Here is a 23,536-nt window from a genome sequence, read left to right as displayed (position 1 = left end):
TCCTGGATCGGGGTGTGGGGCATGATGAATGACCCTGATGAGCCGAGCAACGCGCTGGTTCGCCCCTACGCCGTGACCCGTGGCCGGACCCGGCCCCGGGTGGAGATCGCGATCGAGGCGCTGGTGGAGACGACCGCAAGAGGTCGTGACGCCAGCGTGGTCGGTGGGCGGGAGCAACAGCTGATCGCGGGGCTGTGCGCCCTGCGGGTGCAGTCGCTCGCCGAGATCGCCGCACGTATGCAGATGCCCTTGGGAGTGGCTCGGGTGCTGGTCGCGGACATGGCCGCGGACGGGCTCGTCGCCGTGTACGAACCGACCGCGGTCGGGGACGACGCCGTGGGCACGGAACTGCTGGAGAGGGTGCTGAGTGGGCTTCGGAGGCTCTGACGAGGGCTACCGCCGGCCGAGCGGGCGGGTGACCTCGTCCAAGATCGTTATCGCCGGTGGCTTCGGCGTCGGAAAGACCACACTGGTCGGATCCGTCTCGGAGATCACGCCGCTGACCACCGAGGCCATCATGACCTCGGCCAGCGCGTCCGTCGACGACCTTGCCGGAGTGCCGGGCAAGAGCACGACGACGGTCGCGATGGACTTCGGCCGTATCACGATCGACCAGGACCTGATCCTCTATCTGTTCGGTACCCCCGGGCAGACCCGGTTCTGGTTCATGTGGGACGAGCTGGTGCGCGGCGCGATCGGCGCGATCGTACTGGTGGACACGCGACGACTGGCCGACTGCTTCGCCGCGGTCGACTTCTTCGAGCACCGTGGCCTGCCGTACCTGGTTGCGGTGAACTGCTTCGACGGCGTGCAGCTGCACCAGCTGGAGGACGTCCGGGAGGCGCTTGCGGTGGGTGCGCAGGTGCCGGTGATCCCGTGCGACGCACGCAGTAGGGAATCCACCAAGCAGGTGCTGATCACGCTGGTGGAGTACGTGTTGAAGATGCGGCGCGGTGCGGTGGCGCCGTCCCGGTAGCGCGGCCGCGTTCTGCTCGAAACCCCGCTCGGCTCCGGCCGGGCGGGGTTTCGTGTCTGCGCGTACACCGTCACGATCGACCCCCGTTCGGGGGTGGTGGGGCCAGTGGGCCAGAACTCAGAATTCCCAATGCGTGACGGTGAGTTACGTCACCCGCCTAAACTCCGTCCAGGCAGGGGTCGAGTGTCCGTTCCGGCATGCTCGACCGCCCGGTCGTACCCGTCTCGAACGGTGTGCGGCCTGGAGATGAGGGGGGAGACGAATGCGACCACGGCTGGCAGTTGCCGCCGTAGGCGCCGTCGCACTGTTGGCGACGGTCGGTGCCTGCAGCAAGAACACCGGGTCGAACGAGGGTGGTGGCGGTCAGGGCTCGACGCAGAGCGGCTCGATCGCGAGCGACCCGGCCGACTCGCAGGGGCCGGCGAAGGCGATCAGCGGCGCGAAGACCGGCGGCACGCTCTATCAGTACGCGGAGGCGGACTTCGATCACCTGGACCCGACCCGGGCCTACGTGAACAACGCGACCGCCGTGATCAACCTGTTCGCCCGGACCCTGACGATGTTCAAGGACGAGGGCAACGGGAAGCTGAAGCTCGTCGGTGACCTGGCCACGACGCCGGGCAAGGACGTGTCCACCGGTACCAAGTGCACCGCGTGGGAGTTCACCCTCAAGAAGGGCCTGAAGTACGAGGACGGGTCGCCGATCACCGCCGCGGACGTGGCGTACGGGGTCGCGCGGTCGTTCTCGCCGGACCTGGCCGAGGGCCCGCACTACATCCAGCAGTGGCTGGCCAACGACGTCAGTTACAACAAGACCTACAAGGGCCCGTACAACGGCGGCGCCGCGATCCCGCCGGGGGTCAAGGTCGACGGCAACAAGATCACCTTCAACTTCAAGCAGCCGCACTGCGACATGCCGTTCGCCGCCTCGTGGGGGACCACGACGCCGCTGCCGAAGGCGAAGGACACCCGCACCAAGCTGGACCTGCACCCGTTCTCGTCCGGGCCGTACAAGGTGCAGAGCTACACCCGGGACAGCAAGCTGGTGCTGGTCCGCAACAAGTACTGGGACGCCAAGACGGACGCGGTCCGGCACGCGTACTTCGACACGTTCGAGACCGACATCGGGCAGAACGCGGACCAGCAGGCGAACTCGATCAAGGCGAGCCAGGGCAAGAGCGCGAACGCGGTGATGGGCGCGAACGTGCCGCCGGCGCTGATCCCGACGGTGCAGGGCGACCCGGCGGTGAAGAGCCGGGTGGCCGCGGGCTACACCCAGTTCGTCTGGTACATGGCGATCAACAACCAGCGGATCACCGATCTGAAGGAACGCCAGGCGCTGAACTACGGCTTCGACCGGCGCTCGTTCATCCAGACGCTCGGCGGCAGTACGGCCGGGGACCCGGCGACGACGCTGCTGTCGCCGACCACGATCGGCTTCCAGAAGTACGACGCCTACCCGTACAACGTGGACAAGGCGAAGAAGCTGCTCGGCAGCAAGCACCCGCAGTTGGTGTTCGCGTTCGCGAACACGGCGCAGTGGCAGAAGCGCGCCACCAACGTGCAGAGCACGCTGCAGAAGATCGGTTTCAAGGTCGTGCTGAAGCCGATCGACGCGGCCAGCTACTACACCGAGATCGGGCGTAAGGACAACAAGTACGACCTGTACTTCGCGGGCTGGGGTTCGGACTGGCCGAGCGGTTCGACGATCATTCCGCCGGTGTTCGACGGCCGGAACATCCAGGCCCAGGGCAACTCGACGTACCCGTACTTCAACAACGACTCGGTGAACGCGCAGATCGACAAGCTCAGCAAGCAGACCGCCACCGAGGCGGCACCGGGCTGGGCGAAGCTCGACAAAGAGATCATGACCAAGTACGCGCCGGTTGTGCCGGTTTGGTACGACAAGGCCTACCAACTGTACGGAACGAACGTCGGCAACATGAAGATCGGACAGAGCACCGGCTGGCCGGTATATTTCAATGCGTACCTGAAGAACGGCAAGTAATTCGGTTGCAGATCGCGGAAATAAGGGTTTCTTAAAGCGGGGGTCGGATCGTACTGGTCCGGCCCCCGTTTCTGCTGCCCCGAAGTGCCGTGATGGCCGCTCAATCGTTAGCCGGCCGTGACGGGTTCGGGCCGTGGGTCCACTAATTTCACAGGCGGGTGCCGGCGGTCCGGCCCTACCGTGCGCCGTCCGGCCGCGGTGTGATGAGGAGGGGAAGACATGCGACCACGGATGGCTGTGGCTGCCCTCGGCGCCGTCGCTGTCGTCGCTGCGCTCGGAGCCTGCAGCAAGAACACGGGCGAGAGCAACGGCCCGGGCGACCAGGCCAAGAAGCAGTCCGGCGGCATCGGCACGGCAGCCGACTCGAAGGGCCCTGCGCCGGCGGTTGCCGGTGCGAAGAAGGGCGGCACGATCTACCTGATCCAGGAGAAGGACTTCGAGCACCTGGACCCGGCTCGCGTCTACGTCAACAACGCCCAGGTCTTCGGCCGGCTCATCCAGCGGCAGCTGACCGCGTTCGTCGACGACCCGAAGACCAACAAGTCCACCCTGGTCGGCGACCTCGCCACCGACCCGGGCAAGGACATCTCCAACGGCAAGTGCACCTCGTGGCAGTTCACCCTCAAGGACGGGCTGAAGTACGAGGACGGCACGCCGATCACCGCGAAGGACGTCGCCTACGGCGTGGCGCGGTCGTTCTCGCCGGACCTGGCCGACGGCCCGCACTACATCCAGCAGTGGCTGGCCGACGACATCACCTACAACAAGACCTACAAGGGCCCCTACAACGGCGGCTCGGACCTGCCGCCGGGGGTCAAGGTCTCCGGCCAGAAGATCACCTTCGACTTCAAGAAGCCGCACTGCGACATGCCGTACGCGGCGTCCTGGGGCACCACGGCCCCGGTGCCGAAGGCGAAGGACACCAAGACCAAGTACGACCTGCACCCGGTCTCGTCCGGCCCGTACAAGATCGACACGTACAACCGGGACAGCAAGATCGTGCTGAGCCGGAACAAGTACTGGGACCCGAACACCGACCCGCTGCGGCACAACTACCCGGACCACTTCGAGGTCGACATGGGGCCGGACGCCGTTCAGCAGACCAACCGGATGATCGCGTCCAACGGCAACGACGCCTACGGCATCATGCAGGCGTCCGGCGGTGTCGACTCGACGCTGATCAAGAAGGTGCAGGGCGACGCCTCGCTGAAGCCGCAGGTCCGCGCCGGTTACACCCAGTTCACCTGGTACCTGGCGATCAACAACCAGCGGATCAAGGACCTCAACATCCGCAAGGCGCTGAACTACGGCCTGGACAAGAAGTCCTACATCCAGGCACTCGGCGGCAGCGCGAAGGCCGACCCGGCGACCACCTTGGAATCGCCGACCACGTCGGGCTTCAAGAAGTACGACGCCTACCCGTACGACCCGGCGAAGGCCAAGCAGCTGCTCAACGGCAAGCACCCGAAGCTGGTGTACGCGTACACCAACACCGCCAACGGGCAGAAGTACGCGCCGATCGTGAAGAACAGCCTGGAGAAGGTCGGTTTCAAGATCGTGCTCAAGCCGATCGACGGCGCGAGCTACTACACCGAGATCGGTCGCAAGAACAACCAGTACGACCTCTACCTGGCCGGTTGGGGTTCGGACTGGCCGAGCGGTTCGACGATCATCCCGCCGGTGTTCGACGGCCGGACGATCATTCCGCAGGGCAACAACGACTACTCGTACTTCAACGCCGATGACATCAACAAGCGCATCGACGAGATCAACCTGATGGCTCCGGACAAGGCGGCCCCGGAATGGGCCAACCTGGACAAGGAGATCATGACGAAGTACGCGCCGGTCGTGCCGTTCTACTACCAGAAGGAATACACGCTGGTCGGTAACAAGGTCGGCGGTGTGGACCTGGGTCTGTCCAGCGGCTGGCCGGAGTACACCAGCGCCTACGCCAAGTAGGCGACGGGGTCACACGGCATCGGGAGCCACTCCCGAGCACGACGAACCGGGCCGGACTCGCGCAATGCGGGTCCGGCCCGGACGTGTCTGGACGAACCTGCGACCGTCACCGGGCGTTTTGGCGCAGTGCAGTCGTCCGAATGCATTCCGTCATCTTCTCCCGGCGACGGGTTCGACTGGGAACGCAATCGTTAGCCGGCCGTGATGGCTGCCCGTGTCAAGTCCATTAACTTGCTCTCATTGCTGGCACGCGCCCCACCGCGTCCAGTCCCCCCGCGCGCCGACCGGCGGCGGTAGAAGGAGGAGGAAGAATGCGACCACGGGTGGCTATCGCCGCCGCCGGCGCTCTCGCCGTCGTCGCTGCCCTCGGAGCCTGCAGCAAGAACACAGGCTCCACGGGCGGTTCGAACGACGAGGTCAAGGCGCAGCAGGGCGGCATCGGCACGGCCGCGGACTCGAAGGGGCCGGCGAAGCCGGTTGCCGGCGCGAAGAAGGGTGGCACCATCACCCTGATTCAGGACGCCGACTTCGAGCACCTCGACCCCCAGCGCATCTACGTGAACAACGCGCAGGTGTTCGCGAAGCTGTTCAGCCGGCAGCTGACCGGGTACGTCGACGACCCGAAGACCGGCAAGTCCACGCTGGTCGGTGACCTCGCCACCGACACCGGCAAGGACACCTCCGGTGGCAAGTGCACCTCGTGGCAGTTCACCCTCAAGGACGGGCTGAAGTACCAGGACGGTTCGCCGATCACCGCCGCCGACGTGGCGTACGGCGTGGCCCGTTCGTTCTCGCCGAACCTGGCCGACGGTCCGCACTACATCCAGCAGTGGCTGGCGGACTCGATCGACTACAACAAGAAGTACAAGGGCCCCTACGACGGTGGCGCGGCCGTTCCGCCGGGTGTGAGCGTCGACGGCAACAAGATCACCTTCAAGTTCAACAAGGCGCACTGCGACATGCCGTACGCGGCCTCGTGGGGCACCACGGCACCGCTGCCGAAGTCGAAGGACACCAAGACCAAGCTCGACAGCCGGCCGTTCTCGTCCGGGCCGTACCAGTTCGACACCTACAACCGGGACAGCAAGATCGTGCTGACCCGGAACAAGTACTGGGACGCGAACACGGACCCGATCCGGCACGACTACCCGGACAAGTTCGTGGTCACCATGGGCGTCGGCTCGACCGACCAGACCAACCGGATGATCTCCGACAACGGTGACGACAAGTACGGCATCATGCAGGGCAACGTCGACCCGACGCTGGTGAAGAAGGTGTCGACCGACCAGTCGCTGCAGAGCCGGGTGCTCAAGGGCTACACGCAGTACGTGTGGTTCCTGGCGATCAACACCGAGCGGGTCAAGGACCTCAACGTTCGCAAGGCGCTCAACTACGCGCTGAACAAGAAGTCCTACATCCAGGCCATCGGTGGCCCGAACATCGCCGAGGAGGCCGGCACCCTGGAGTCGCCGACCACCACCGGCTACCAGAAGTACAACGCCTACCCGTACAACGTGGACAAGGCGAAGAAGCTGCTGAACGGCAAGCACCCGAAGCTGGTGTACGCCTACGCCAACACCGAGACCGGCCAGAAGTACGCGACGAACATCAAGAGCAGCCTCGAGCAGGCCGGCTTCCAGATCGTGCTGAAGCCGATCGACAAGGCGAGCTTCTACACCGAGATCGGTCGCGACCACAACAAGTACGACCTGTACAAGCCGGGCTGGGGCTCGGACTGGCCGTCCGGCTCGACGATCATCCCGCCGCTGTTCGACGGCCGGACGATCCAGCCGCAGGGCAACAACAACTGGGCGTACTTCAACAACGCCGACGTGAACAAGGAGATCGACCGGATCAACGATCTTCCTCCGGAGAAGGCCGCCGCCGAGTGGGCGAAGCTGGACAAGGAGATCATGACGAAGTACGCGCCGGTCGTGCCGTTCTACTACGACAAGGAGTACACCCTGGTCGGGAGCAAGGTGGGCGGCTGCGTGCTGGGTAACTCCAGCGGCTGGCCCGAGCTGACCGGCGTGTTCGCCAAGTGACGTCGTTCCGACCCCGATCCGCGTCGTGAGACGTGCGATCACTCCGGTGGCCGGGTCCGCTTCGCGCGGGCCCGGCCATCGGCCTGTACGGGTTCGGACCGCTGGCTGGACCACCGGCGTACCGTTCGCGATCACGTTCCGCTGTTCAGTTAACGTCGCGGAACGATTCTGAGCAGGTCGGTTGTCCGCGAGTCGAACGTCAGCAGGTCGAACGTCAGCAGGTCGGTTGTCAGGAGGCACCATGCGCCAACGTCGCATCGTCGCAGTCGCGTGTGCGGCGCTGCTCGTCGCCGGGTTCGCCGGCGCGTGCAGCAAGAACACCGGCGAACACACGAAGGGGCCGGCGATCCGGCAGGACGCCGGTTCGATCTCCACCGATCCGGCCGACTCGCAGGGGCCGGCGAAGCCGATGCCGGGCGCGGTGCGCGGCGGCACGCTCTACTCCATCCAGCAGACCGACTACGAGACGCTCGACCCGCAGCAGATCTACGTCAACGCGTCGATCGCGGTGGGGCAGCTGTTCACCCGGACGCTGACGATGTTCCGCAAGGACCCGGAGACCGGCAAGGACCTGCTGGTCGGCGACCTCGCCACCGACACCGGTACCGACGTCGACCACGACGGCAAGACCTGGCGGTACACCCTGAAGAAGGGCCTCAAGTACGAGGACGGGACGGCCATCACCGCGTCCGATGTCGCGTACGGGGTGGCCCGGTCCTTCTCGCCGCAGGTCGCCGAGGGTCCGCACTACATCCAGCAGTGGCTGACCGGCCGCACCGACTACAACAAGACCTACCAGGGCCCGTACGACGGGGGCGCGAAGATGCCGCCCGGGGTGACGGTGTCCGGCCGCACGATCACGTTCCACCTGCGGCAGGCCGAGCCGGACTTCCCGTTCGCCGCCTCGATGGGGACCACCACGCCGCTGCCGCCCGCGCGGGACAAGGGGCCGCACGCGCTGGCCGACCACCCGTTCTCGTCCGGCCCGTACAAGATCGAGTCGTACCAGCGGGAGCACCAGCTGGTGCTGGTGCGCAACAAGTACTGGGATCCGCGGACCGATCCGGTGCGGCACGACTACGTCGACCGGTTCGTCGTCGAGATGGGCCCGTCGCCGGTCGAGATCACCAACCGGTTGCTCGCCGACAACGGCAACGACCGGTACGCGGTGCAGGTCGGCGCCGTCGCGCCGGAGCTGATCAGCAAGGTGCTGGGGGACAAGAGCCTCGCCAAGCGGGAGCTCGCCGGCTACCTCGACTACGTCCGGTACCTGGACATCAACACCCGCCGGATCACCGACGTCGACGAGCGCCGCGCCATCAACTACGCGATGGACAAGGCGGGGTTCCTGCAGGCCGAGGGCGGCAGCCCGGTCGGTGACGTGGCCTCGACGATCCAGTCGCCGACCACGATCGGCTACCGGAAGTACGACGCGTACCCGACGCCGGGCAACCACGGCGACGTGGCGAAGGCCAAGAAGCTGCTCAAGGGCGCGAAACCGAAGCTGGTACTGGCGTTCCCGAACACCGCCATCGGCCAGAAGGAGGCGACCAAGGTGCAGCAGAGCCTGACCCGGGCCGGCTTCCGGATCGTGCTCAAGCCGGCCGACCAGGACAACTACCTGACGATCCTGGGCCGGCGCGACAACCCGTACGACATCTACGTGTCGGCGTGGGCGTCCGACTGGCCGAGCGGCTCGACGATCATCCCGCCGCTGTTCGACGGCACCGCGATCGCCGCCTCCGGCAACAACTCCCGTACCTACCTGGACGCGAAGCCGATCAACGACCGGATCGCGGCGATCTCGAAGGAGCCGGCGGCGCAGGGTGCCGCCGACTGGATGAAGCTGGACCGGCAGATCATGACCGACTACGCGCCGCTGGTGCCGCTGTACTACGAGAAGAACCTCTCGCTGTACGGCAGTCGGGTGCACGGCATCCTGCAGGGCGGCGCACCCCGGTACTACGACGCCTGGGTGACGCAGTAGGGCATGGCCGCGCATCAGGTGCCGCGGTGGGCGGCGGCGGGCATGGCAGTGCTCGTCGCCGCCACCGGCTGCACCGGTACCGGCCACCGGCCCGACCGGGTGCGCCCCACCCTGTCCGGCCCGGCCGAGCCGGTACCGGGTGCGAAGCGCGGCGGCACCCTGACGATCCTGCAGGAGGCCGACTTCGTCCACCTGGACCCGCAGCGCCAGTACGTGACGCACGCGAACGCGGTCGACCAGCTGATGGTGCGCACCCTGACGATGCTCAAGAACGACCCGCGCACCGGCCGGCAGGTACTGGTCGGTGACCTCGCCACCGACGCCGGTACCGACGTGCACCACGACGGCCGGACCTGGCGCTACACGCTGCGCGACGGACTGCGGTACGCGGACGGCTCCGCGGTGACCGCCGCCGACGTGGCGTACGGGGTGGCTCGGTCGTTCTCGCCGAACCTCGCCGACGGCCCGAACTACCTCCAGCAGTGGCTGACCGGCACCGCCGACTACAACGAGGCCTACCGGGGGCCGTACGGCGGGGGTGCGAAGACGCCGCCCGGCGTCACCGTGTCCGGCCGGACCATCACCTTCCACCTCGCCGCGCCGCATCCGGACTTCGGGTACGCGGCGTCGCTCGGCACCACCGCACCGATCCCGGCCCGTACCGACCCGGGGCTCGCGCACGCCGACCGGTACGACACCGCGCCGCCGGCGACGGGCCCGTACCGGGTGTCGAGGTACCAGCGGGGGGTGCAGCTCACGCTGGTGCGCAACCGGTACTGGGATCCGCGCACCGACCCGGTCCGGCACGACTACCCGGACCGGATCGTGGTGCGCATCGGCGCCGACCCGCGGCAGCAGACCGACCGGCTGATCGCCGACCACGGCGCCGACCGGTACGCGGTGTCGATCGACGGCGTACCACCGGAACGCGTCGACGCGGTGCTCGCCGAGCGGTCGCTGCGGTCCCGCGAGGTGGTCGGCTTCTGGCCGTTCGTGACGTACCTGATGATCAACACGCGGCGGGTCACCGGCGTCGCCGAGCGGCGCGCGATCAACTACGCGATCGACAAGGCCGGGTACCTCGACGCGATCGGCGGCCCGTCGCACGGCGAGGTGGCGTCGACGCTGCTGTCCCCGACGGTGCTCGGCTTCGACCGCTACGACGCCTACCCGACGCCCGGCCACGGTGGCGCACCGGCCCGGGCGCGCCAGTTGCTCGGCGGCCGGCACCCGACCCTGCGGTACGCCTATCCGGACACCTCGAAGGACCGGGCGGCGGCGAAACCGCTGGTGGCGTCGCTGCGCCGGGCCGGCTTCCGGGTCGCGGCGACCGCCCTGGACGCGGCGACCTTCTACAGCGCGATCGCCCAGCCGGACAACCGCTACGACCTGTACCCGGTGTCCTGGGGTGCGGACTGGCCGACCGGTACGACCGTCCTGCCGCCGCTGTTCGACGGCACCGGGATCCGGTCGAACGGCAACGACTGGTCGCTGCTGTCGGTGCCGGCGCTGACCGACCGGCTGCGCGCGGTGAGCGCCGAGCCCACCGCGCAGGCGGCCGGCGACTGGGCCGCGCTGGACCGCGACATCATGCGCCGGTACGCGCCGTGCGTGCCGCTGGTGTACATGAAGAACCTGTCGCTCGCCCCAGCCGGGTGCACGGCGTGTTCCAGAGCGGTACCGCCGGCAGCCCGCTGTTCTACGACTCCTGGCTCGGCTGACGTCGAGGGCTGATTTCTGGCCCGGCTGACGGCCGCGGTTCCCACCAGCTGACATCACAACTCGTTGATGCCGATTTGTGACCATGTCTCGATACGTTTCCCCAGGAAAGCGCTTTCGAGGGGGTTGACCAGGTGCGTCGGGTCGTCATTGCGTCGGCAGCCGCGGTGCTGTGCGTCGGCGCGGCCGCGGGTTGCAGCAAGAACACCGGCGACAAGCCGGCCGACAAGACCAGGCACGCCGTGCAGACCAGCGCCGTCGACACGAACCCGGCACACTCCGCCGGCCCGGCCGAGCCGGTGCCCGGCGCGGTGCGCGGCGGCACCCTCTACGCGCTGCAGGAGCAGGACTTCGAGCACCTCGACCCGCAGAACGTCTACATCTCCGACGCGGAGTCGGTGTCGCAGCTGCTGTCCCGGTCGCTGACCACGTTCCGGGAGGACTCGTCCGGCAAGCTGACGCTGATCGGCGACCTCGCCACCAGCCCCGGCGTCGACGTGCACCACGACTGCCGCACCTGGCGGTTCACCCTCAAGTCCGGCCTGAAGTACGAGGACGGGTCGACCATCACCGCCGCCGACGTGGCGTACGGGGTGGCCCGGTCGTTCTCCCCGGACATCAACCACGGCCCGCACTACATCCAGCAGTGGCTGGCGGGCTCGGTCGACTACAACGCCAAGTACAAGGGGCCGTACGACGGGGGTGCGAAGCTGCCGCCGGGCGTGACAGTGCAGGGCGACCGGCAGCTGACCTTCCAGTTCCCGAAGCCGGCCTGCGACCTGCCGTTCGCCGCCGCGTGGGGCACCACCGCACCGGTGCCGGCGGCGCAGGACCGCAAGCCGCTCGCGCTGGACACCCACCCGTTCTCGTCCGGGCCGTACAAGATCGGCAAGTACACCCGGGGCACCGAGCTCGACCTGGTGCGCAACAAGTACTGGGATCCGCGTACCGATCCGCTCCGGCACGACTACCCGGACCGGATCGTCACCCGCATCGGCGCCACCGCCGACCAGCAGACGCACCGGGTGCTCACCTCGCACGGGGACGACGCCGCGACCGTCAGCCGGTCCGCGGTGCCGGCCGAGCTGGTCCCGGTGGTGCAGCGGGACAGCACGGCGCGCAGCCGCACGCTGGCCGGCTTCACGCCGTACGTGGAGTACCTGAACATCAACACCGAGCGGGTCACCAGCCTGGCCGAGCGGCAGGCCATCGAGTACGCGTTCAACCGGCGCGGGTTCCTGCAGGTCGCCGGCGGGTCCGCGGCGGGGGAGCCGGCGACCACGATCGAGTCGCCGCTGACCGCCGGGTACCACCGGTACGACGCGTACCCGGCCGGCCCGTCCGGCAATGCGGAGAAGGCGAAGAAGCTGCTCGGCGGCAAGCACCCCAAGCTGGTGTACGCGTTCACCAACACCGAGGAGGGCCAGAAGCAGGCCACCGTGGTGCAGGACGCGCTGCAGAAGGCCGGCTTCACGGTGGTGCTGCGGCCGGTCGACAAGTCGTCGTACTACGCGACGGTCGGCAAGCGCGACGCCGGCTTCGACATCTTCGTCACCGCCTGGGGCTCGGACTGGCCCAGCGGGTACACGATCATCCCGCAGCTGTTCGACGGCCGCGCGATGGACGTCAACGGCAGCTGGACCTGGCTCAACGAGAAGGACGTCAACGACCGGATCGCGACGCTGTCCAACCAGGACGCCAACGTCGCGGCGGCCGGCTGGGCCAAGCTGGACGAGCACATCATGAAGGCGTACGCGCCGGTCGTACCGATCGACTACAAGAAGAGCCTGACCCTGGTCGGCGACAAGGTCGGCGGCGTGTTCCTGAGCGGCTTCGTCGGCGCCCCCGTCTACTACGACGCCTACGTCAAATCGTGACCCTTGTTCGATCCCTCGCCGCCGGCGAGGCTCAGGGCGGGGCTGGCAAGGCGGAGGAGGGCCCGTGTGGCGGAGCCACTCGGGCCCGACGACAACGCGGCCAGCGTCGTCCTGAGTCCGCCGACGCTCAGCGGCGGATGACGAGGCCTTCTATCCGGACGAAGAGGCTGCGCTCGGTGTCGTCGCCGACGAGCGGGTCGAAGCCGTCGAGATAGACCCAGCCGTTCTCGGACGACGAGCGCACTCCGGTGACCCGGAACCAGTAGTTGGTGCTGAAGTGTGGACCGGCGGACGGGCCGATCAGGACCGTTTCGCCGGCACGTGGCAGCACGCCGCACACGGCGCTCATGATCGGTCACCCCGATGCTGCTGACGACTGGCGGCCACGGTGGCCCCCTCCTTCGTCAGAGGTCGACGGGGGGCCTCGTCATCGAGCGAGTCGATCATGAGGCCCCCATCAGCCTCTTGGGCCGGGCTCGCGGTACGGACGAGCCCGGCCGGCCGATCACGGGCGTCGCCGCCTGGTCTGGCGAGGCGACGACGCCCGTGGCTTGGACGGACCGGCGAGCCGGACGTTTCAGATGGCGATGCCGGTCCTGGACAGTGTGCGCGTTAACAACCCAATACGCAACTCCCGAAATTCGACCCGGAGCGTTTCGTCGCACTGGCTGTGCGTCGCCGGCAGGATCAGTTGTCCGATCGGGGGGCCCGGCCATGGCGTCGGATACCGGTCTTGTTGCACCATGTGCACATGTCGACCAGGACCAGCCCCACCGTCAAGCGCCGCCGCATCGCTGCCGAGCTGCGTCGACTGCGAGCCCGGACCGGAATGTCGGCGGAGGAGGCCGGCCGGCAGGTCGGCCTGAGCAAGTCGGCCATCAGCCGGATCGAGAACGCCGAGTCGACGCCGCAGGTCGCCACCGTCGCCGCACTGATGCGGCTGTACGGTGTCGCGGAGAGTGACATCGAGCAGATCTCCGACGTCGCTCGGCAGGCCCGTACCCGGGGGTGGTGGCAGCGCTGGAACGACGTGCTGCCCGGCTGGTTCGACACCTACGTCGGGCTGGAATCGGAGGCCAGCCACATCAGCGAGTACGAGCCGCAGCTCGTACCAGGCCTGCTACAGACCGCCGACTACGCCCGCGCGGTGATCCGCGCGGAGCACCCGGACGAAACCCCGGAAGGCATCGAACGCCGCGTTGAGCTGCGACTTCAGCGGCAGGAGCAGCGGCTGGAACACCCACCGAAGCTGTGGGTGGTGCTGGACGAGGCGGTGCTGCACCGCATCGTCGGCAGCCGCGACGTGATGCGCAACCAGCTCAAGCGGCTGGCTGACGTCGCGGTGCAACCGGGCAATGACATTCAGGTGCTTTCGTTCGAGGCGGGCGAACACGGCTCCATGGGATCCGCGTTCTTCATCCTCCGGTTTCCGGAGGCTGGTGACACTCCGTGCGTGTATCTGGAGACCAGAGCAGGTAGCCTCTACTTGGAGGAAATCGACGAGGTCGAGCAATACACGACCCTGTTCGACCATTTGCGTGCGACAGCGGTCGGTGTGCGTCGATCCGAGGAGATGATCTCCGAGGCAATAAACAGGCTCTAGACCTACCTGGGGCCTGCCCTACTGAAGAGAAAGGAGCGCGGGATGATGTCCTCGCCAGACCTGACCCGCGCCCTCTGGCGCAAGAGTACCCGGAGCAACGGCTCGGGTGCATGCGTAGAGGTGGCACGGAACCTGCCCGGAATTGTCGCCATCCGAGACAGCAAGGATCCGCAGGGTCCTGCCTTGACGGTGGCGCCGACCGACTGGACGTCCTTCACCGCGATGGTCAAGGGCGGCCGCCTGGACGGCTGAGCACCGAGACAGGTTGACGACGGTCGGCCGCGACACCACCCGTTGGTGCAGCGGCCGACCGTTGCCGTGCCCGCCGGTCCGTGGCGGCCGCCCCGCCGGTGCCTGAGCCACCGGTCCGTGCTGGTCGGGACACCGTTGCCGTGCCCGCAGGACCGTGGAGGCGGCCGGGATATGTTGGGCGCACACGCCGGTACCGGGGAGGAACATCGATGAGCCGTCGGCTGCTGCTGGTGCACGCCCATCCGGACGACGAGGTGATCGGCACCGGGGCCACGATCGCCCGGTACGTCTCGGAAGGCGCCCAGGTCACCCTCGTCACCTGCACCCTCGGCGAGGAAGGCGAGATCCACGTACCGGAGCTCGCGCAGCTCGCCGCCGACCAGGCCGACCAGCTCGGCGGGTACCGGATCGCCGAGTGGCGGGCGGCCACCGCGGCGCTGGGGCTGACCGACGCGCGGTTCCTCGGCGGCGCCGGCCACTTCCGCGACTCCGGCATGATGGGCACCCCGGCGAACGACCACCCGCGCGCGTTCTGGCGCGCCGAGGTCGACACCGGCGCCGCGCTCGTCGCCGACGTCATCCGCGAGACCCGGCCGCAGGTGCTCGTCACGTACGACCCGAACGGGTTCTACGGGCACCCGGACCACATCCAGGCGCACCGGGTCGCGATGCGCGGCGCCGAGCTCGCCGCGCCCGACTGGCAGGTGCAGAAGATCTACTGGACGGCGGTGCCGCGCAGCATCTTCGCCGACCGGATGGCCGAGTTCGCCGAGCGGGCGGACAACCCGTTCGGGGACGCCCGTACGGTCGAGGACCTGCCGTTCGGGTGCGCGGACGAGGAGATCGCGGCCCGGGTGGACGGTGCCGCGTTCGCGGCCGCGAAGTCCGCCGCGATCCGCGCGTACCCGACCCAGATCCCGCCGGACAACTGGCTGAACACGCTCGCCGACGCGGACGGTGGCGCGCTCGGCGTCGAGTACTTCCGGCTCGCGGTCGGTGCCCGCGGCGTGCCGGACGGCTGGGAGGACGACCTGTTCGCCGGCGTCGCCGAGGACGGGCCGGCGACCGAAGCCGAGGTCGGGACGACTACGCTGCGCGCATGACCAGCCGCCGCGACCCGCCGGACGCCGCACGTTCGGCGACCCGGCCGGGCGGCCCGTTCGACCTGGCGCTGCGGATCGCCGGCGGCCTCGTCGCGGTGTGGGGCGCGGTCGTCGCCACCCTGCTGGAGGCGTTCCTGGTGCCGCTGCGGCTCGGCGGCGTGCGGGTGCCGATCTGCCTGCTGCTCGCGGTCGTCGGCAACATCGCCCTGATGCGGTTCGCGCACGCGGTGACCGGCAACCGGTTCGTCGCGCTGCTGCCCGGGCTGGTCTGGTTCGCGCTCACGATCGTGCTGAGCAGCCAGACCGCGGCCGGCGACACCGTACTGGTCGGCGGCGACTGGGTGCCGCTCGCGCTGCTGCTTCTCGGCGCCGCGTCGGTCGCGGTCGGCGCCTACCTGGTCGTCGTACCCCGCCGCCGGTGACCCCGCCGCTTTGCGCCGGGTTTGCGGTGCCGGCCTTGCCGGCACACAGGTTGGTTGGGCATTCTGTGGCCGGATTCGCGCCAGGAGACTGCGCCAGAAAGAACTGGACCTCGAAGCCGGCCGTACCGGTGCCGGCGTCGACCGGCGCGCCTCGCCGAGGACTGAGGGGTAATTCTCGTGTTGCGTCACCGCTGGACGCCGGTCGTGCTGGTCGCCCTTGCCCTGTTCGTGATCAACGTGATCGGCCGGGTGGTGGTGTACGCGGCCGGCATCGACGGTGACCAGCAGATGTTCATGGCCAGCCTGTACTCGATGATCGCGATGGCGGTCGTCGCCGGGTACGCGGGCTTCCGGTGGACCCGGCGGTACGAGATCGTTCGGGTGGTCGGTGAGGTGGGGCTCGCGATCATCCTCGGCAGCCTGCTGACCACGATGGTCAGCCCGCTGTTCGTCGGGCTCGACCCGTTCGCCGGTGGCGCCTCCATCTACCTGCGGCTGCTCGGGGTCTGCTTCGTGCTCTGCGCGATCGGGGCGCTGGTCGGGGCGTTGATCGTGCTTGCGGTCGGGCAGGACCGGACCGGGCGGGCGTGGAAGTACCAGGAGCAGCGGCTGCGCGCGAAGCCCCGCCGTACCGCCAAGCGCTGAACCGGGGGGCACCTCTGTGCGCCGAGGTGCGCCCGAGGCGCTGAGGTGCGTCTGAGGCGCTGAGGTGCGCCTGAGGCGCTGAGGTGCGACCGGGCTGGTGGTGCGAAGGCCACCTCTGTTCGCGGTTTGAGCCCGCGTGGGGGATGCGAGGAGAGGGCTTCGCCCCCTCCTCGCGCTCCTTCCCCGTCAAGGGGGCCTTCGCCCCCTTGACCATCCCCCGTCGGGGGAGCGGGGACGAGATCCTGACGCCGCCTGGCCACCTCGGAAGGGCGGGGGCCGGTGCTGGTGGTCGGACAGCGCCTGGCCGCTTCGAGTACCTGGCCGCTTTGAGTACCTGGCCGCTTGGAGTACTCGGCTGCTTCGGGTACCTGGCTGGCTTGGGGGGGCTGGGTGCCTCGGGGTTGATGGTCTCGGGGTTACGGGGCGGTGCGGTAGTGGTAGTGGTGGTGGGGGTGGAAGGTGAGGCGAGAGTAGAGGGCGCGGGCGGCGGTGTTGTCGTCTTCCACCTGGAGGAACGCGGTGTGGGCGTGGTCGAAGGCGGCGTCGGCCAGGGCGGCCAGGACGTGCCGGGCCAGGCCACGACGGCGAAACCGCGGTGCCACCTCGATCGCGCTGAGCCCGAGATGCCCGTCGGCGACCGCGCCGCGGCCGATGGCGGCCAGCGTGCCGTCGAGGCGTACCTGCGCGAAGTGGGTGTCGCCGGCGGTGAGCACGGCGGTCGCGGCGGGGGCGAGGCCCTTGCGGGCGCCGAACATCGCGAGCCAGTCCGGGGTGGGCGCGGCGGACAGCTCGACCGGCGGCAGCCCGGCCGGCCGGGGCGCGGTACGCAGCCGGTCGATCGGCGCGGTGAGCAGCATCGTCGGCGCCTCGGCCGGCCAGCCGCGGGCGGCGAGCGCGGCGTCCAGCTCCGCGGCGCGGCGCAGGTCCGGGTCGTCGGCGGCGGTCGGTGAGTCCGGGTCGGCCGCGACGATCTGGGCGCGCGCCGGCTGGTCGTGCCGGCGGTACCAGGCGACGACGGCGTCGATCGCCTCGGCCAGCGGCAGGCCCGGGTCGCCGGCGGCGATGACCGAGTTGGCCCGCCGGGTCCAGCCGTCGGAGCTGCCCAGCAGCCAGTCTCCGAGCTGGTCGCGGTGCAGCGGCTGCCAGGTGGCGGCGGCGATGTGCTGCAACTGCACCGGGGAGACCCGGCGGCGCCGCGGCGGTACCGGCTTCGCGGCCTCGACCTCGTCCCGCGGCACGGTGACCACCGGCCCGCCGCGGTCGGGCCGGACCGACAGCGCGGTGTCGTCGGCGCCGACGAGCTCGCCCAGGACGTCGAGGAACCTGCGCGCGCCGGCCGCGTCCTGCACCCGGCGGCGAACGACCACCCGCCGACCCACGTCCGAGCTGCTCAGCATGGCACTACTATCCGGCAGTATCGATGGCCGCGGCGGATCGGGGGTGCCCGGCGCCGGGAGCGGGACACCACACCCCCGCGGCGGAACGACGGCCCGGTCGGCAGCTAGGCTGTGCGGCGGAGACTCGCGGCCGGCGCCGACGCGGACCGCGGGCAGCCGGGAACGGAGAGGACGACGACCCGTGACATACATCATCGCCGAGCCCTGCGTCGACGTCATCGACAAGGCCTGCATCGAAGAGTGCCCGGTCGACTGCATCTACGAGGGCAACCGGATGCTCTACATCCACCCGGACGAGTGTGTCGACTGCGGGGCATGTGAGCCGGTCTGTCCGGTCGAGGCCATCTTCTACGAGGACGACGTCCCGGAGCAGTGGCGCGACTACATCTCGGCGAACTACGACTTCTTCGACGACCTGGGCTCGCCCGGCGGCGCGTCCAAGATCGGCAAGATCGAGAAGGACGCCGGCGTCGTGGTGGGCCTGCCGCCGCGGGAGAACGCGCACTGAGCGCGACACCGGTGCCGCATTCGGGCGGTCGCGTCTCGGCGCGGCTGCCCGATTTTCCGTGGGACCAGCTCAGCCCGTACAAGGCGCGGGCCGCGGCGCATCCCGACGGCCTGATCGACCTGTCCATGGGTACCCCGGTCGACCCGGTGCCGGAGCTGGTGCAGGCGGCGCTCGCCGCCGCCGGCGATGCACCGGGCTACCCGACCACCGCCGGCACGCCGGAGCTGCGGGACGCGATCTCGACGTACCTGAGCGACCGGTTCGGGGTGCCGGGCACCGCCGCGGTGTTGCCGACGATCGGCTCGAAGGAGCTGGTCGCGGGGCTGCCGGCGCAGCTCGGGCTGGGCCCCGCCGATCTGGTCGTGATCCCGCGGCTGGCCTACCCGACGTACGAGGTGGGGGCCCGGCTGGCCGGCGCGCAGTGCCTGGCCGCCGACTCGCTCACCGCCATCGGCCCGCGCCGGGTCGCGTTGCTGTGGCTCAACTCGCCGGCGAACCCGACCGGCAAGATCTTGCCGGTCACCCACCTGCGCAAGGTGGTCGCCTGGGCGCGGGAACGCGGCGTGATCGTCGCCAGCGACGAGTGCTACCTGGAGCTCGGCGGCGCCGAGCAGCCGGTGTCGATCCTGCATCCGGACGTGTCCGACGGTGACCTCACCGGGCTGCTCGCGGTGCACTCGCTGTCCAAGCGGTCCAACCTCGCCGGGTACCGGGCCGGGTTCGTCGCCGGTGACCCGGCGCTGGTGGCCGAGCTGCTGGCGGTGCGCAAGCACGCCGGGCTGATCGTGCCGACGCCGGTGCAGGCGGCGATGACCGCCGCGCTGCGCGACCCGGCGCACGTCGACGCGCAACGGCAGCGGTACGACCGGCGGCGGGAGCTGCTGCGTGCCGCGCTGGGCTCCGCCGGGTTCGCGATCGAGCACTCGCAGGCCGGCCTGTACCTGTGGGCCAGCCGGGACGAGGACTGCTGGCAGACCGTCGAGTTCCTCGCCGAGCGGGGCATCCTGGTCTCGCCCGGCGCGTTCTACGGCCCGGCCGGCGGCCGGCACGTGCGGGTGGCGCTCACCGCCACCGACGCGCACGTCGCCGCTGCCGCCGACCGGCTCACCGGCTGACGCTCCGGCCGTGCGGCCGGGACGTGGGCCGGCCGGTCAGGCCCGGCGGAGCAGGACCAGCCGCTCGCCGGCGAACTCGTGGCGCAGGCCGGCGTCCGCCGCTTCGGCCAGCACGGTGGCCTCGTCCGAGGCGTACACGGTGGTGTCGACGACGCGCTCGGCGAGCACTGTCCCGCCCCGGACCAGCCGGTACGTGTTGCGGGCGTGGATGCGGTCCGGCTCCGCGGTGGCGGCGAACACCCGCTGGTACTCGCAGTCGCCCTGCCGTACGGTCGCGCTGACCGTCTCCGGCACCGGCTTCGGGTCGGCCACGCCGTAGTGCCGGTCCAGGACCGCGACGCCGTCGGGGGCGAGCCGATCGGCCAGCAGCGCGAGCAGTTGCCGGCGCTGGTCCGGGTCGAGCTGGCAGACCAGGTGGATGGCGAGCGCCAGGCCCCACGGGCCGGGCTCGGGGTCGGCGAGCGCGTCGCCGGGCAGCACGGTCACCCGGTCGCGCAGGTCGGGGCGGGCGGCGAGGCGGGTCAGCAGCGCGGTGCGCATCTCGGGATCGCGCTCGATCGCGATCACCGGCGAGGCGGGCAGCGCCTCGGCCAGCGCCACCGTACCGATGCCGGTACCGGCGCCGAGGTCGAGGGCGGGGCCGGTGGGGTGCTGTGCGCGCAGCACGTCGGGGAGTGCGGCCATCAGCGGGTCGCCGCCGACGGTACGGATGAGATCGGCGAACTCGCCGAACACGACTTCGGTCACGGGTCTCCTTGCGGTACGTGGCGTTGGGGCCGTCATTCTGCCAACGCCACGCACCTCGTCGTAACCGATATTCCGCCGCCGGCCGGTCAGTTGTGCGCGTGCAGCTCGGTGTTGAGGGCGATGCCGGTACGGCCGGCGCGCGGCACCGCCTCCAGCGCGCCGGTGAGCGAGTTGCGGCGCAGCAGCAGGTTCGACTGGCCGGACAGCTCGCGGGCCTTGACCGTGCTGCCGTCCGGCAGGGTCAGCTTCGCGCCGGCGGTGACGTAGCAACCGGCCTCGACCACGCAGTCGTCGCCGAGCGAGATGCCGATGCCGGCGTTCGCGCCGAGCAGGCAGCGCTCGCCGATCCGGACCACCTCGGTACCGCCGCCGGACAGGGTGCCCATGATCGAGGAGCCGCCCCCGACGTCGGAACCGTCGCCGACCACGACGCCCTGCGAGATGCGGCCCTCCACCATGGAGGCGCCGAGCGTGCCGGCGTTGTAGTTGACGAAACCCTCGTGCATCACGGTGGTACCGGCGGCGAGGTGGGCGCCGAGCCGAACCCGGTCGGCGTCGCCGATGCGCACCCCGGTCGGCACCACGTAGTCGGTCATCCGCGGGAACTTGTCCACACTGGACACCGTGAGCCGGTGCCCGGCGCTGCGGGCAGCGAGCCGGACCGCGTCGACCCGGTCGGCGGCGACCGGGCCGAGGTCGGTCCAGGCGACGTTGGCCAGCACCCCGAAGATGCCGGTCAGGTTCGCCTCGTGCGGCCGGATGTGCCGGTGCGACAGCAGGTGCAGGCGCAGGTACCCGTCGACGGCGTCGGCCGGCGGCTCGCCGAGCGCGCCGATCACCGTGGCGACCGCGACGGTACGCACGTCGCGGACCTCGTCGCGGCCCAGCGTCGCGGCGAGCTGCCCGCCCAGCACCTCGGCCGCCTCCGCGGCGTCGAGCTGCGCGGTACCGGCGCGCTCGACCCCGAACGGCGGCGCGCCGAGCCCGAGCTTGGCGGCGGGGAACCAGGTGTCCAGGATGGTGCCGTCGACCTCGACGGTGGCGATCCCGACACCCCAGGCGGAAGTAGGCTTCGTCGTCACCCGGACCACCGTACCGGTGCCGCGGCGGCGTGCCGGGAGAAGGCGCCGACCGTACCGTCAGCCGGTCGGCAGGTACCGGGTGAACCAGTCCAGCAGCCGGGCGTGCTGGTCCAGAATCGCCCGCTGACCGCGCGTCACGTGCCCTTCGTTCGGGTACCGGACGTGTTCGACCGGGGTGCCCGACTCGGCCAGCGCGGTGGCGAACTCGGTCGACTGCACCGGTGGTACGCCGGTGTCGTCGGCCCCGGCGAACAGCAGCGTCGGGGTGCGTACCCGGTGCGCGAGCGACAGCGGGCTGCGGGTGAAGTGCGGGCCACCCGGCGTGTCCGGCGTCGCGCCGAGGAACGCCACGTCGAACCAGCCGATCTCCGAGGCGAAGTGCTGCACGTACCAGTCGGTGACCGAGGACGCGGCGACCGCGGCGGCGAACCGGTCCGGGTGCGCGCCGACCAGCCAGCAGGACATGAAGCCGCCGTAGCTGTGCCCGGTGACGCCGATCCGGCCGGGTTCGGTGACGCCGCGGTCGATCATCGCGTCGACTCCGGCGAGCAGGTCGCCGGCGTCCGCGCCGCCCATGTCGCCGACGACCCGGTCGACGTACTCGCGGCCCCGGCCGGTGGAACCGCGCGGGTTGACCGACAGCACCGCGTAGCCCTGCGCGACGAGCAGTGGCACCACCGGAAGCGAGAGCTGCCAGCGGTTCCGGAAGGCGAGTACCGGCCCACCGTGCACATGCAGCACCAGCGGATGCGGCCCGGGTCCGTCCGGCCGGGCGAGGAAACCGCCGATCCGCAGGCCGTCCGGAGCCAACCAGTCCACATAGGACAGTGTACCGGCGCGGTCCCGGACCCGGTGGTCCCCGTCGTGCCCGGCGGCCAGCACGGTGCGCGGGCCACCGTCCTCGCCGAAGGCCACCAGCTGGTGCGGTTGCGTGTAGCTGGAGTGGACGGCGACGAACCGTCGCCCGGGCAGTGGCGCCAGCGCCGGCAGGAACTGGCCGATCGTGTCGGTGCCGGACCAGATCTCGTCGCTCGACCGCCGCCCGGCGACCGGGGCGGTGGCGGCGACGGTCGGCACCGCCGGCCGTGCCGGAACGTGCTCGACACCGGTCCCGGAGACCACGCCGACAGCCGTCTCGGGTTCACGGATCCCGGTGTACCACAGCGCATCGCGCCAGTGCAGGTCGGTGACGTCGACGCCGTGGGTGTCCACATCGGACACCTGGCCGGTGGCCGGGTCGAGCAGCCTGAGCCGACCGGCGACCACGCCGCGGTCGGAGCACCAGGACTCGACGAACGCGACCGCGGAGCCGTCCGGCGCGCCGGCGGGCAGCGCGAGCTGCCGGTCCGACCGGTACCCGACCCGCTGCCCGCCGGCCACCTCGATCAGCGTGAGCGTGGCGGTGTACCAGGAGTTCTCGGTGGGGTGGTCGGAGACCACCGCGGCGATCCGTTCGGTGCCGCACCAGTCGGCCTCCCACACCGCGCCGGTCACCGTCAGCCGGTGGACGGAGTCCGTTGCGGTGTCCCAGACCCACAGGCCGCGCTCGCCCCGGTCGGCGCCGGTGCCGGTGACCGTGGGCGCGTCGCCGCCGCCGACACCGGATGCCGGGCGGTGCACGCCGAGCAGCAGCCGCCGCGCGTCCGGCGCCCAGCGCAGGTACTCGACGGTGCCGGTCACCGCGGGAGCCGGGGTGTCGGCGCCGGTATCCGGGTCGACCAGCCGGGCGGCGCCGGCGGTGACCACGGCGAGCCGAGCGCCGTCCGGTGACCACTGTGGACAGACGTCGCCGCCGCTGCCGAGCCGGGTCGTCGCGCCGGTGCCGAGGTCGACCAGGTGCAGCACCGTGTCGGGCCGGTCCCGCCAGGCGGACCGCACCTCGCCGATCACCGCGGCGCGCCGGCCGTCCGGTGCGGCGTCCACCGCGAGCACCTGACCCAGCCGGCCGAACGCCGAGCCGTACAGCGCGGTGAAGTGCTCCTCGACGATCCGGCGGGTCGTGCTGTCGATTCCCACTCTGTGCTCCTGTCGCCGCCCACTTTTCCTGACCTGTCCGGCAATGCTAGACAAGTTCCAGCGCCGAGGTTCGGC

General features: G+C 70.1%; 20 protein-coding genes. 15 read left to right on the top strand and 5 right to left on the bottom strand.

Annotated features, from left to right (window positions below):
• The first annotated feature begins 24 nt into the window (after positions 1-24).
• The 8 genes from NUM_RS32440 (at position 25) to NUM_RS32405 (ending at position 12,571) form a co-directional block, all read left to right on the top strand.
• The gene (locus NUM_RS32440) at positions 25-387 is read left to right on the top strand and encodes a DUF742 domain-containing protein (protein WP_030449103.1); all 363 of its coding nucleotides are present in this window, start codon (positions 25-27) and stop codon (positions 385-387) included.
• Positions 388-415: 28 nt separating this feature from the next.
• Entirely contained in the window at positions 416-976 is a 561-nt protein-coding gene (locus NUM_RS32435; RefSeq protein ID WP_207128743.1) for a GTP-binding protein, read from the top strand.
• A gap of 307 nt (positions 977-1,283) precedes the next feature.
• The gene (locus NUM_RS32430; RefSeq protein WP_207128742.1) at positions 1,284-2,984 is read left to right on the top strand and encodes an ABC transporter substrate-binding protein; all 1,701 of its coding nucleotides are present in this window, start codon (positions 1,284-1,286) and stop codon (positions 2,982-2,984) included.
• A 231-nt stretch (positions 2,985-3,215) separates the two neighbouring features.
• Positions 3,216-4,943, top strand: coding sequence for an ABC transporter substrate-binding protein (locus tag NUM_RS32425; RefSeq protein WP_207128741.1), 1,728 nt, complete (start codon positions 3,216-3,218; stop codon positions 4,941-4,943).
• A 311-nt stretch (positions 4,944-5,254) separates the two neighbouring features.
• Positions 5,255-6,988: an ABC transporter substrate-binding protein gene (locus tag NUM_RS32420; RefSeq protein ID WP_207128740.1), complete on the top strand. Its 1,734-nt coding sequence runs from the start codon at positions 5,255-5,257 to the stop codon at positions 6,986-6,988.
• Positions 6,989-7,229: 241 nt separating this feature from the next.
• Complete coding sequence (locus tag NUM_RS32415) at positions 7,230-8,975, top strand: ABC transporter substrate-binding protein (RefSeq protein ID WP_207128739.1); 1,746 nt, start codon at positions 7,230-7,232, stop codon at positions 8,973-8,975.
• Between the two features lie 3 nt (positions 8,976-8,978).
• Entirely contained in the window at positions 8,979-10,709 is a 1,731-nt protein-coding gene (locus NUM_RS32410) for an ABC transporter substrate-binding protein (protein ID WP_207128738.1), read from the top strand.
• 119 nt (positions 10,710-10,828) lie between these two features.
• The gene (locus NUM_RS32405) at positions 10,829-12,571 is read left to right on the top strand and encodes an ABC transporter substrate-binding protein (RefSeq protein WP_207128737.1); all 1,743 of its coding nucleotides are present in this window, start codon (positions 10,829-10,831) and stop codon (positions 12,569-12,571) included.
• A 127-nt stretch (positions 12,572-12,698) separates the two neighbouring features.
• On the opposite strand, the gene NUM_RS32400 is transcribed toward NUM_RS32405, so the two are convergent.
• A complete protein-coding gene (locus tag NUM_RS32400) occupies positions 12,699-12,920 on the bottom strand; it encodes a hypothetical protein (protein ID WP_207128736.1) in 222 nt (73 codons plus the stop codon).
• A gap of 402 nt (positions 12,921-13,322) precedes the next feature.
• Between NUM_RS32400 and NUM_RS32395 the strand changes: the two genes are divergently transcribed.
• The 5 genes from NUM_RS32395 to NUM_RS32375 all read left to right on the top strand — a co-directional run bounded on the left by NUM_RS32395 (position 13,323) and on the right by NUM_RS32375 (position 16,596).
• Positions 13,323-14,174 carry a helix-turn-helix domain-containing protein gene (locus NUM_RS32395; protein ID WP_207128735.1) on the top strand — a complete coding sequence of 284 codons (852 nt, stop codon included), beginning with the start codon at positions 13,323-13,325 and terminating at the stop codon, positions 14,172-14,174.
• 45 nt (positions 14,175-14,219) lie between these two features.
• Positions 14,220-14,426, top strand: a complete 207-nt coding sequence (locus tag NUM_RS32390; protein ID WP_207128799.1) for a DUF397 domain-containing protein — start codon at positions 14,220-14,222, stop codon at positions 14,424-14,426.
• 209 nt (positions 14,427-14,635) lie between these two features.
• Positions 14,636-15,529, top strand: a complete 894-nt coding sequence (gene mshB / locus NUM_RS32385; RefSeq protein ID WP_207128734.1) for an N-acetyl-1-D-myo-inositol-2-amino-2-deoxy-alpha-D-glucopyranoside deacetylase — start codon at positions 14,636-14,638, stop codon at positions 15,527-15,529.
• On the top strand, positions 15,526-15,951 hold the full coding sequence (locus NUM_RS32380) for a hypothetical protein (protein ID WP_207128733.1): 426 nt from the start codon (positions 15,526-15,528) through the stop codon (positions 15,949-15,951). Before mshB ends, NUM_RS32380 begins: the two co-directional genes overlap by 4 nt.
• Before the next feature lie 177 nt (positions 15,952-16,128).
• On the top strand, positions 16,129-16,596 hold the full coding sequence (locus NUM_RS32375; protein ID WP_207128732.1) for a hypothetical protein: 468 nt from the start codon (positions 16,129-16,131) through the stop codon (positions 16,594-16,596).
• A 416-nt stretch (positions 16,597-17,012) separates the two neighbouring features.
• Here NUM_RS32375 and NUM_RS32370 read toward each other — a convergent pair whose 3' ends face one another.
• Positions 17,013-17,993, bottom strand: coding sequence for a GNAT family N-acetyltransferase (locus tag NUM_RS32370; RefSeq protein ID WP_225919000.1), 981 nt, complete (start codon positions 17,991-17,993; stop codon positions 17,013-17,015).
• Between the two features lie 181 nt (positions 17,994-18,174).
• Here NUM_RS32370 and fdxA point away from each other — a divergent pair, with 181 nt between their 5' ends.
• Positions 18,175-18,501, top strand: coding sequence for a ferredoxin (gene fdxA, locus NUM_RS32365; RefSeq protein WP_225918999.1), 327 nt, complete (start codon positions 18,175-18,177; stop codon positions 18,499-18,501).
• A gap of 11 nt (positions 18,502-18,512) precedes the next feature.
• Complete coding sequence (gene dapC / locus NUM_RS32360; RefSeq protein WP_225918998.1) at positions 18,513-19,616, top strand: succinyldiaminopimelate transaminase; 1,104 nt, start codon at positions 18,513-18,515, stop codon at positions 19,614-19,616.
• A gap of 36 nt (positions 19,617-19,652) precedes the next feature.
• On the opposite strand, the gene NUM_RS32355 is transcribed toward dapC, so the two are convergent.
• From NUM_RS32355 to NUM_RS32345, 3 genes are all read right to left on the bottom strand, one after another.
• Complete coding sequence (locus NUM_RS32355; RefSeq protein WP_207128730.1) at positions 19,653-20,363, bottom strand: class I SAM-dependent methyltransferase; 711 nt, start codon at positions 20,361-20,363, stop codon at positions 19,653-19,655.
• 86 nt (positions 20,364-20,449) lie between these two features.
• Complete coding sequence (dapD, locus tag NUM_RS32350; protein WP_207128729.1) at positions 20,450-21,445, bottom strand: 2,3,4,5-tetrahydropyridine-2,6-dicarboxylate N-succinyltransferase; 996 nt, start codon at positions 21,443-21,445, stop codon at positions 20,450-20,452.
• A 57-nt stretch (positions 21,446-21,502) separates the two neighbouring features.
• Positions 21,503-23,461 (bottom strand): S9 family peptidase, encoded by a 1,959-nt coding sequence (locus NUM_RS32345; RefSeq protein WP_207128728.1) that lies wholly within the window; start codon positions 23,459-23,461, stop codon positions 21,503-21,505.
• Between the last annotated feature and the right edge of the window lie 75 nt (positions 23,462-23,536).

The sequence above is a fragment of the Actinocatenispora comari genome (assembly GCF_017312725.1).
Taxonomy (GTDB): domain Bacteria; phylum Actinomycetota; class Actinomycetes; order Mycobacteriales; family Micromonosporaceae; genus Actinocatenispora; species Actinocatenispora comari.
The sequence above is the reverse complement of the archived record's forward strand: the minus strand, read 5'-3'. Positions and strand labels throughout refer to the sequence as shown.